This is a genomic window from Stieleria sedimenti (genome assembly GCF_025060895.1).
In the GTDB taxonomy this organism is placed as follows: Bacteria; Planctomycetota; Planctomycetia; order Pirellulales; family Pirellulaceae; genus Stieleria; species Stieleria sedimenti.
In genome coordinates this window covers 1-8,240 of record NZ_JANZKV010000220.1, presented here as the reverse complement: position 1 = coordinate 8,240, position 8,240 = coordinate 1, and the positions used below count along the sequence as shown (strand labels likewise).

The 8,240-nt window shown below is 60.1% G+C and carries 5 protein-coding genes; 3 read left to right on the top strand and 2 right to left on the bottom strand.

All coding sequences use genetic code 11. The annotated features are described in order from the left end of the window. Window positions 1-83: 83 nt before the first annotated feature. On the bottom strand, window positions 84-2,315 hold the full coding sequence (locus tag NZK35_RS26470; RefSeq protein ID WP_259635531.1) for an NADP-dependent isocitrate dehydrogenase: 2,232 nt from the start codon (window positions 2,313-2,315) through the stop codon (window positions 84-86). Between the two features lie 128 nt (window positions 2,316-2,443). Next, on the bottom strand, window positions 2,444-4,054 hold the full coding sequence (gene gpmI, locus NZK35_RS26465) for a 2,3-bisphosphoglycerate-independent phosphoglycerate mutase (protein ID WP_259635530.1): 1,611 nt from the start codon (window positions 4,052-4,054) through the stop codon (window positions 2,444-2,446). A gap of 418 nt (window positions 4,055-4,472) precedes the next feature. Between gpmI and NZK35_RS26460 the strand changes: the two genes are divergently transcribed. From NZK35_RS26460 to NZK35_RS26450, 3 genes are all read left to right on the top strand, one after another. Further along, entirely contained in the window at window positions 4,473-5,816 is a 1,344-nt protein-coding gene (locus tag NZK35_RS26460; RefSeq protein WP_259635529.1) for a hypothetical protein, read from the top strand. Between the two features lie 78 nt (window positions 5,817-5,894). Continuing rightward, window positions 5,895-6,710 (top strand): tryptophan synthase subunit alpha, encoded by an 816-nt coding sequence (gene trpA / locus NZK35_RS26455; RefSeq protein WP_259635528.1) that lies wholly within the window; start codon window positions 5,895-5,897, stop codon window positions 6,708-6,710. A 215-nt stretch (window positions 6,711-6,925) separates the two neighbouring features. After that, window positions 6,926-8,092, top strand: coding sequence for a BON domain-containing protein (locus tag NZK35_RS26450; RefSeq protein ID WP_259635527.1), 1,167 nt, complete (start codon window positions 6,926-6,928; stop codon window positions 8,090-8,092). The last annotated feature ends 148 nt before the right edge of the window (window positions 8,093-8,240 follow it).

The window sequence follows — 8,240 nt, the reverse complement described above, 5'->3', positions numbered from 1 at the left end:
TCGCTCCGCTCACCTCCGGCTACTGGCTTTGACCCCGTTCGGGGTAGTCCGACGACAACGCCCGTAGGCTCGCGCCAAACGGCTCACCCCAAACTTGCGATCGCTTCGTTGAGGGTGGTGCTCGGGCGCATCGCGGCGGTGGCTTTTTCGCAGTCGGGCTGGTAGTAGCCTCCCAGGTCGACCGATTTGCCTTGTGCGGCGCCGAGTTCGTCGACCACCTTGGCTTCGTTTTCACGCAGTGCCTTGGCCACCGGCGCGAAGGCTCCCGCAAGCTCGGCGTCTTTCGTTTGCGTGGCCAAGGCTTCGGCCCAATAGAGCGCCATGTAGAAATGACTGCCGCGGGTATCAAGCTCGCCGACCTTGCGTTTGGGCGATTTGTCTTCGACCAGAAACTGATCGGTCGCGGCATCGAGCGTTTCGGCCAAGACGGCAATCTGATTGTTATCCGCTTTTCGCCCCAGGTCTTCCAGCGAAACGGCCAGCGCCAGGAACTCGCCGAGTGAATCCCAGCGGAGGTGACCTTCGGACACGAATTGCTGGACATGCTTGGGGGCCGAACCACCGGCTCCGGTTTCGAACAAGCCTCCGCCTGCCAAGAGCGGGACGATCGACAGCATCTTGGCGCTGGTGCCGAGTTCCAGAATGGGAAACAAGTCGGTCAGGTAATCCCGCAGCACGTTGCCGGTCACCGCGATGGTGTCCTGACCATCGCGGGCACGTTGACAAGCGTGTCGAGTCGCGTCGACGGTGTTCATGATCTGGACGTCCAAGCCGTCGGTCTCATGATCGGCCAGATACTCGTTGACCTTTTTAATCAGGTTGGCGTCGTGACCGCGTTGGTCATCGAGCCAGAAGATGGCGGGGGTTCCGGTCAGCCGCGCCCGTTGGACCCCCAGACCGACCCAATCGCGAACCGCCACGTCTTTGGTTTGGCACATCCGCCAAATGTCGCCGGCTTCGACAGCGTGTTCAAACATCACCGCCCCCGAGTCATCGCTCACCACGACCGTTCCGTCCGCGGGGATCTCGAATGTTTTATCGTGAGAGCCGTACTCTTCGGCCTTTTTCGCCATCAGCCCGACGTTGCTGACCGAACCCATCTTTGTTACGTCAAACGCACCGTTCTCTTTGCAGAACTCGATCACGGCTTGATAAACACCGGCATAACAGCGATCGGGGATCAGTGCTTTGGTGGGATGCAGTTTTCCGTCCGGCCCCCACATCATTCCCGAACTGCGAATGGCCGCCGGCATCGACGCGTCGATGATCACATCGCTGGGCACGTGCAAGTTAGTGATGCCCCGGTCGGAATCGACCATGGCCAGCGACGGTCCATTTTCGTAGGCCGCTTGGATGTCTTTTCGGATCTCATCGGCTTTCGTTTCCGGCAGCCCTGCCAGCTTGGCCTCCAGGCCTCCGACGCCGTTGTTGGGATTGACGCCCAGTTCGGTGAAGGTATCGGCGTGCTTTTTGAACACATCTGCAAAGTAAACGTTGACGGCATGACCGAACAGAATCGGATCGGAGACCTTCATCATCGTTGCTTTCAGGTGCAACGAGAGCAGGATTCCGGACTTTCGCGCGTCGGCGATTTGGTTCTCATAGAACGCGCGCAGTGGTTTGATGGACATCACGGACGCGTCGACAATTTCGCCGGCCTCGACTGGCACAGGCGGACGCAGCGGGGTGCGTGTTCCGTCGGCGGCAACCAGCTCGATTTTCAACGAACCGGCGTTCTCGAGGATCGCTGATTTTTCGCTGCCATAGAAATCGCCTTCGGTCATGTGGGCGACGTGCGACGGCGAATCGGAGGACCACTGACCCATCGAGTGCGGATGGGCTTTGGCGTAGTTCTTGACCGCGGTTGCCACCCGACGATCCGAGTTGCCTTCGCGGAGCACGGGATTGACCGCACTGCCGAGCACCTTGGCGTACCGGGCACGAATTTCCTGCTCGGCATCCGTCTTCGGATCGCTGGGGTAATCGGGAATGTCAAAACCGCCGGCCTGCAATTCAGTGATCGCCGCGGTCAATTGCGGGATCGAGGCGCTGATGTTAGGCAATTTGATGATGTTCGCTTCCGGCGTTTTGGCCAGTTCGCCGAGCAAGGTGAGCGCGTCTTCACGCTGTTGCGAGGTACTGAGCGATTCTGGGAAATTTGCCAGAATGCGACCCGCCAACGAAATGTCTTTGATCTCGACCGCCACGCCAGCCTTTGCCGTAAACGCTTGGACGATCGGCAGCCAGGACAGCGTCGCAAGCGCGGGAGCTTCGTCAGTGAACGTGTAAACGATGCTCGATGCAGAATCACTCATGGTCGTTTCAGGGGCGGGGTTGGCGGATCGGCGGGCAAAAAAACAGGCGGCAGCGTGAAAGAAAAATTAGCAGGGGCGAGCGAAATTGTCACCGGTGGCGCGCCGCCCCTGCGGATTCCAAATCCGGATCACGACAGGTCGATCAGGCTTTCACCCGTCATTTCGACCGGCTTTTCCAGCCCCATCAAGGCCAGGACCGTCGGCGCGATGTCGGCCAACCGGCCACCCTCGCGCAAGGTTTTTCCTTCCAACCCAGGCTCGACGACGATCAGCGGAACATCGTAGGTGGTGTGCGCGGTGTGCGGTCCGCCGGTTTCCGGGTTGATCATTTGTTCGCAATTACCGTGGTCGGCGGTGATCACCAGCGATCCGCCGGCGTCCAAGGTCGCGTCGACGAGCTGACCGACACACGCGTCGACCGTTTCCACGGCTTTGACCGCGGCGGCTAAGACTCCGGTGTGACCGACCATGTCACCGTTGGCAAAATTGACGATGATCAGTTCACTGCGGCCGGATTTGATTTCATCGAGCACGAACTGCGTGACCTCCGCAGCCGACATCTCGGGTTTCTGGTCATAGGTCGAAACGTCGCGAGGCGATTGGGCCATTTCCTGGTTTTGGCCGGGGAACGGGGTGTCGCGGTAATCGTTGAAGAAGAATGTGACGTGAGGGTACTTTTCCGTCTCGGCACAGCGGAACTGATTCAGCCCTTTCTCGCTGATGTACTGGCCGAGGATGTTGGGCATCTTGGGGGGCTTTTCGAAAATGACTTCGACGGGCAGCCCGGTTTCGTAACCCGTCATGGTGGCGTAGTACAGATCGTTGATCTTGGCACCGCGATCAAAACCGCCGCCGGGAATGTCCGCCCATTGCTGGTCGTCGTACACGAACGCTTTGGTGATTTCACGGGTCCGGTCACCGCGATAGTTGATGAACACGACCGCGTCTCCGTCGCCGATGGTCGCGGGCGAACCGCCATCGGGCACGATCGACGTCGCTTCGATGAACTCGTCACCACTGCGACTCGATTCGGTGGGGTTGTCGTAGTAGGCCTGGATCGCCTCTTGGGCCGACGCGGCGGTGCGTTGGGCCCCCTTGGTCAAAGCATCGTAGGCTGTTTGGACGCGTTCCCATCGCAGGTCGCGATCCATGGCATAGAAACGGCCGACGACGGTCCCGACACGGCCCACCCCGGCGGCATCGAGTTTGTCCTGGACTTTTTGCACATAGCCCAAGCCGCCGTTGGGCGAGGTGTCGCGGCCGTCGGTGATCGCATGCACGACCAACCGATCCGCGGGCAGCCCGCTGTCTTTGTACAAGTCGACGACGGCCAGTGCGTGATCCAGATCGCTGTGAACGCGGCCGTCGGACATCAACCCCAGGATGTGCAGCTTGCCGCCGGTCTTGCGGATGTGTTCGAGTGTCCCCAACAGCACTTCGTTCTTAAAAAACTCGCCTTCGCGGATCGAACGGGTGATTCGCATCACCTCTTGATCCACGATCCGACCGGCACCAATGTTCTGGTGGCCGACTTCGCTGTTGCCCATCACACCGGCGGGCAGCCCGACGTCTTCGCCGGATGTCTTGATCAACACGTTGGGATAGTTTTCCATCAGCGCGTCGGAGACAGGAATTTTGGCCTGGACGACGGCGTTGGCCTTGTCCCACTCGGGGTACGGGTTCTCGCCCCATCCATCACGAACAATCAAAACGACGGGTTTTCGGCGGACTTCGGTCATGGTTCTGGAGTCGATAAGGCGTGGATCAAAAGGGGGCTGGGTTGCCAAACTGCCGGCGATTCTCGGCAGCGAATAAGGAGAATGTTAGCCCAGACGGGGCGTCCTCCAAAGTGGGCCAGGGAAACCCGTTTTTTCGTCGGTGGATTGCGGGTGAGATTCTTCCAACGGGACCTTGCGATCGGTCTCGTGCTCCGTCAACGCTTAGAGTTCGGTTGCCGCCATGAACGCCATGCCGTCCGATTCGGGTGCGGATACCGATGACGAAGAATCCTTGCGTGCACTCGACGAGTTGCTGTCGCAATTCTGATCGATCGCTCATTGCGTTGATCGTGCAAAAGTACGACATTCACGCCATCGAGGGCCTCCGCTATCGATGGCGTTTCATTCTTGTTGTTACTTTTTGTGATCCCGCTCGCCGATGCCGCTGCTGCGATTCGAAACCGACCAAGAAACGCCATCTCGGCCGTTGATCGCCGCACTGCAACGCGTCCGCGACGAGTTTGTCGACTCGCAGGCCAGCGATTTCGATGACGCCGAAGCGCTGACACCGCGATTGCCGGAAACGCAGACGTTCTTTTCGATGCCGGAACAACAGTTGTTGGCGTATGAGAGGTATCGCGAGGCGAGTGAACTCGGGCATGTGTTTCGAATTGCCAACCACACGCATGATTACGTTGACGCATTGGTCGTCGTCGGATCCGTTGGCGATGTCGCCGGCGGCGAAGCACTGTTCCGGGCGTGCTGCGATCCGTATCACAATGAACTCGATCGGGCGGCCCGCGGCAGCAAACCGCGAGTCTACTTCGTCGACGACGAACTGGACAACGATCAGCTGCAATCGCTGCTCAACCGGCTGGCCGTCGGCGGGTACGGCGACAGCGCGGCGGAGACCGGTTGGGCGTTGATCGCCGCCGGTAACGCGTCTCCGGTCCATGGCCGTCCGGTGCTTCAACATCTGCTGCACCGAAACAGGATCGCCGGCGGGGAGATGGATTCGGGACTGAAGTCACGCCTGGTCACGCCGATCGGAGACGCCGGATTTGCCGCCGAGATTTCAAAGTGCTACCCCGGCTGCGGCGAACGGCTGCGGGTTTCGAGCAACCTTGTCGACGGGTGGGGTGTGTTGACGCCGTTAGGATTGCTGCCATCGGCATTCCTGGGACTCGATTGCATCCAACTGCTCGTCGGGGCAGCGGCGGTCAACGCGAACTTCCGCAGCGAGCCATTTGCGACGAATCTCGTCTTGCATTTCTTAGCCGCCAACGGTTTCGTCGGACCGAACGGTTTGCGATCGTCGATCGAGCCGTCACGACAGTTTGCCTGGTGGGCACGCAGTCTCGCTGGGCTGGACCGATGGCGTCGAACGTTGCCCCGGGCCGAACGGCGATGGGATAGCGAGACCGCTGATTTGGCGACGGATTTTGCCCGGAGCCACGTGCTGCGACAACTCGAACGCGGGCATCGGACAGGTGGTTCGATCATTTGCAACCATGTCGTCGTCGACGCCATTCGCACCGATCCGCTCCCCATCGCACCGGCCGGCTCGGTCAGCAGTCTGGATGATTCATCGGCCCTGCCGCAGTTGCATCGCGACCAGTTGCCCGCGATCCGGCGGCAGCTTGAGGCGGTAGGTGTACGACAAAATCTGATCCGCCTGCCGGTGATTGACACCCATTCGCTGGGGCAGTTGCTGCAGCTGTTGATGTTGGCTGCGGCGATCGAATCCGAAGTGGCGGCCGGTCGGATCGGTTCGGGGGTCTAAACCGCGCCCGTTGTTTTGAGTACCCTTTCCACACCCTCTGCCCTTCCATTTTCCTATCCATCCCGTTGACGCCACGACATGTCCGCCATCGACGACCTCTTTACCCGTTTGAAATCTGAACAACGAAAGGCATTGATGCCGTTTATCACGGCGGGCGATCCGAGCATCGAGGCGACGGGGACCATTCTGGACGGTTTGGCCGCCGCGGGTGCGGATTTATGCGAAATCGGGATTCCGTATAGTGATCCGATTGCCGACGGCCCGGTGATCCAAGCCTCCTATCAGCGGGCGCTCGATCACAAATTTCGGTTGCAGGACGCCTTTCAATTGGGCAAGGACAAGGCGGCCGGGTTGGGTATGCCGCTGGTGACGATGGTCAGCTACGCGATCATCTATCGGGTGGGGCTGCGGGAATACGTCCAACGGGCCAAGGCGGCGGGGTACGCCGGAGCCATCGTGCCGGATTTATTGGTCGAAGAGGCCGGCGAACTGTCGCAGATTTGTCGTGACGAAGATTTCAGTTTGATTCAATTGGTCACGCCGACAACGCCACGGCAGCGTCAGATTGAAATCGCGAATTCGTCTTCGGGCTTTCTGTATTACGTGTCCGTGACCGGAATCACGGGCGAGCGGAATGAGCTTCCGGCGGATCTGCTCGAGAGCGTGAGCTGGCTGCGGGGCCAGACGGAGCTGCCGATTTGCATCGGATTTGGGATCAGCGGCACGGAAATCGCGGCCAAGCTGGCTCCGGTCGCCGACGGACTGATCGTCGGTTCGGCGATTGTCCGACGGATTGCAGAGCACGCCGATGCCGCCGAGGCACGCGACGCGGTGGCCGAATTTGTTGCCGAACTGCGATCCGCGATCGATTCGGTGACCTCTGCGGCAAGTTAGGTAATCTTTACGGCTTCGCACGCTTGATTCGACGGCAAAATCCGAAAAAACCTACCTGATAGCAGGCGGAACCGCCGAAATCTACAGCAACACCGGTCCCACACGGATTTTCCGTAGGCGTTGTGCCACCCGTGATAAAGAGTCCCGCGAACGTCGCGGGCGGCTCTTGCAACGTCACCGGCCGGAGCGATTTGGAACTGTAGGAGGCATTTCCCATGCGACGAAAGTATCTAGGATTGGCGATCGCTGCGATCACCGCGTTGGGCCCAGCTTCGGCCTTTGGCGGCGACAGAGAGATTGCCGAAGAAATCATGACCCGTTTGAAGGGCAGCCGTGACTCCGGTGCCCTCAAAGACTTTACGCTCGACATGAAAGTGGACCAGGGCATCGTCCTGTTCCGCGGCAGTGTCAGCGAGAGCGAACAAAAGCAGCTCGTCCTGTCAGCCGCCGAAGGCGTTGACGGGATCGAAAAGGTCGTCGACGAAGTCGCCGTCAAGGCTGCGAAAACAGCGGACAAGGCCGCCGAGCCGGCAGTTGCTACGAGCGATCAATCGCTCCGCAACATGCTGTCGGCAGGGCTGCAGCAACCCGCCGAAACCAAACCTGAAGCGGTTTTTGAGCCGATGATCGCGGACGCACACCAAAGCCTTGCTGCTTTGGAAATCGCCCCCGGTCAAATTCAGACCACTGCCGCGGTCGAGCTGGCTGCACCCGCCGGAATGAGCGACCAACACGTCGTTGCCGGCGTCGTCCAGGCGCTCAGTGCCGCCCAGAAAGACGGACGACTGAAGGGATTTGGCGTCGATGTCAAATGCCTCGATGGAATCGTGTCGATCGAAGGCCGCGCCGGATCGATCGAACAACGCCAGCGGATCATCAGCATTGCCGAATCCGCACCCGGCGTTCAAGGGATCGACCAAGCGATCACCGTGATCGGTCAGCCCGCTCCGGCACTCAGCCGCCCCACCGGCGTGCCAGCTCAACTGGCAAGCAATCGGATGGCGCCGGTCAACGTGGACCATGTTCCCACGATGGCGTCGCCGTACCAAATGAATCAGCCCGTTCCGGTCGCCCAAGCCGCGACTCCGGTGATGGGTTCCCCCGCCATGGGCATGCCGATGCAAGGCACTCCCGTCGCGATGAATCATGGTGCCGGCGTGGGAGCCCCGCGCTACGACGCTCCCAACCTGCCCAACTACGCTTGGCCAGGCTACGCATCTTACCCGAACTATGCTGCCCTGACTTACCCTCAGCAGTACAGCCCCTCGGCGTGGCCCTACATCGGCCCGTTCTATCCTTACCCCCAAGTCCCGATGGGATGGCGTAAGGTGTCATTGGAATGGGATGACGGATGGTGGTTCCTGGACTTTACCGATCGCTAAGGCGAACTCGGTAGGCGAAGGTGACTCCAGCCACAGTTCTGGAAATCGCTGCCGCGAGGGACTCACTTGTCCCTCGCGGCTTTTTTTATGGCGTCACGGCTGATCATCAATTGACATCAGCCGGTTCGCGCCAGCGTCCGGGCGCCCA

What these genes read in the sequence shown, in the direction of transcription:
- NZK35_RS26470 (WP_259635531.1), bottom strand. Translation starts at nt 2,315, where the DNA reads ATGAGTGATTCTGCATCGAGCATCGTTTACACGTTCACTGACGAAGCT.
- gpmI (WP_259635530.1), bottom strand. Translation starts at nt 4,054, where the DNA reads ATGACCGAAGTCCGCCGAAAACCCGTCGTTTTGATTGTTCGTGATGGA.
- NZK35_RS26460 (WP_259635529.1), top strand. Translation starts at nt 4,473, where the DNA reads ATGCCGCTGCTGCGATTCGAAACCGACCAAGAAACGCCATCTCGGCCG.
- NZK35_RS26450 (WP_259635527.1), top strand. Translation starts at nt 6,926, where the DNA reads ATGCGACGAAAGTATCTAGGATTGGCGATCGCTGCGATCACCGCGTTG.
- trpA (WP_259635528.1), top strand. Translation starts at nt 5,895, where the DNA reads ATGTCCGCCATCGACGACCTCTTTACCCGTTTGAAATCTGAACAACGA.